At 64.6% G+C, this 1,722-nt stretch carries 2 protein-coding genes and 1 pseudogene; 2 read left to right on the top strand and 1 reads right to left on the bottom strand.

The genetic code is table 11. The annotated features are described in order from the left end of the window. Positions 1 to 97: pseudogene (locus tag HX899_RS35255) on the top strand (F0F1 ATP synthase subunit B'); the annotation flags it as partial. A 3-nt stretch (positions 98 to 100) separates the two neighbouring features. Continuing rightward, a complete protein-coding gene (locus tag HX899_RS26700; protein ID WP_171599097.1) occupies positions 101 to 592 on the top strand; it encodes a F0F1 ATP synthase subunit B in 492 nt (163 codons plus the stop codon). Positions 593 to 1,100: 508 nt separating this feature from the next. Here HX899_RS26700 and HX899_RS26695 read toward each other — a convergent pair. Continuing rightward, positions 1,101 to 1,722, bottom strand: a 622-nt coding sequence (locus HX899_RS26695; RefSeq protein WP_181293793.1) for a ribonuclease HII, incomplete at its 5' end; no start/stop codon positions are given.

Genomic DNA, 1,722 nt, shown 5'->3' with positions numbered 1-1,722 from the left:
GGAAACGGCGGCTGCCGTGGTCGATCAGCTGATCGGCGGCACCGTCGCCAAGGCCGATGTCGCCGCCGCCGTCGCGGCTGCCAAGAAGGAGGCTTGATCGATGGAATTTGCCTTTGACGCGACTTTCTTCGCCTTTGTCGGCCTCGTCCTCTTCCTGGCGCTGGTCGTTTACCTGAAGGTTCCGGGCATGTTGGCACGGTCGCTCGACGACCGCGCCGACCAGATCCGCAACGAATTGGCCGAAGCCAAGCGCCTGCGTGAGGAGGCTCAGCACCTGCTCGCTGAATACCAGCGCAAGCGCAAGGAAGCGGAAGCCGAAGCGGCCCACATCGTTGCCGCCGCTGAGCGCGAAGCCGAAATGCTGACCACTGAGGCTAAGAAGAAGACGGAAGAATTCGTCGCCAACCGCACGGCGCTGTCCGAGCAGAAGATCAAGCAGGCCGAGGTCGAGGCGATGAAGGCGGTGCGTTCCGCCGCTGTCGATCTCGCGATCGCGGCCGCTGAAACCGTGCTTGCCAAGCGGGCCGACGCCAAGATCCAGTCTGAGCTCTTCGGCAATGCTGTCGGCCAGGTCAAGACGCGGCTGAACTGAGCAGCTTCGAAAAAGATTGAGAGGGAAGGCCGGGCATGTCCCGGCCTTTTCTTTGTTGGCAAGGCTTGGTCTTTACTCGGCCTCGTGCCGAGGACAATGTGGTGCCGTTGATCCTGCATTGCCACCTTCGCCTGGGTCGAACCACGTGTCTCGTGCCGTCCTCCGAACCGTCGTAAACAGGGCGAAGGGACATGCCGCGACGTCTCGATTCCTTCTTCTCCCCAGCGGAGAGAAGGTGCCCGTAGGGCGGATGAGGGGGCCGGCGAAGCCGGTCTTTCCCCAGCAACGCCCATACGAGCTTCGACCGCGCTCTCGACTAGGTTCAGGTACCCGTGGCGCGGCGGATAGGATAATGGGGCGGATGTGCCGTGCGGCCCCCTCATCCGCCTGCCGGCACCTTCTCCCCGAGGGGAGAAGAGGACATGCCGCGACCTCTCCGTTCCTCGCGCGCCCCTTTCACAGGGCATGTCCGGGCCTTTTCGTTTGCCCGTCTTTTCCTTGGGTGACCCTACTCGGAAAGCAGCTCGTCCGTCTCGGGACCATCCTCGGTCTTGCGCAACGGCCTGAAGCTCATCCGGTGGAGCGAACAAGGGCCGTGCCTCTCGATGCCGGCACGGTGTTGCGCCGTGCCGTAACCCACATGCGCTGCAAAACCGTAATCCGGAAATACATGATGGGCCCGCGCCATCATCCGGTCACGCGTCACCTTGGCGACGATCGAGGCGGCGGCGATCGAGACCGAGCGGGCATCGCCCTTGACCACGGCCTGTCCGGGGCAGTCGAGGCCGGGCGGCACGTCGAGCCCGTCGGTCAGCACGTAGCTGGCCGGAACGGAGAGGCTGCAGATGGCCCGGCGCATGGCGTCGAGGCTTGCCTTGCGGATATCCGTCTCGTCGATGCGCGTCGAACTGGAGGAGGCGATGGAGACGGTCGCAGTCGCCAGAATCTGCACGAACAGTTCCTCGCGCCGTTGCGCCGAAAGCTGCTTGGAATCGTTCAGACCCTCAGGGATGCGCTTCGGATCGAGGATGACGGCGGCAGCGACGACAGGCCCGGCCAGCGGCCCGCGGCCTGCCTCATCGGCGCCGGCGACCGGCCAATGGCCGGCCTTGCGGGCTTTGAGCTCGAGT

It is taken from the genome of Rhizobium sp. WYCCWR 11146, assembly GCF_013591995.1.
GTDB lineage: Bacteria > Pseudomonadota > Alphaproteobacteria > Rhizobiales > Rhizobiaceae > Rhizobium > Rhizobium indicum.
The sequence above is the reverse complement of the archived record's forward strand: the minus strand, read 5'-3'. Positions and strand labels throughout refer to the sequence as shown.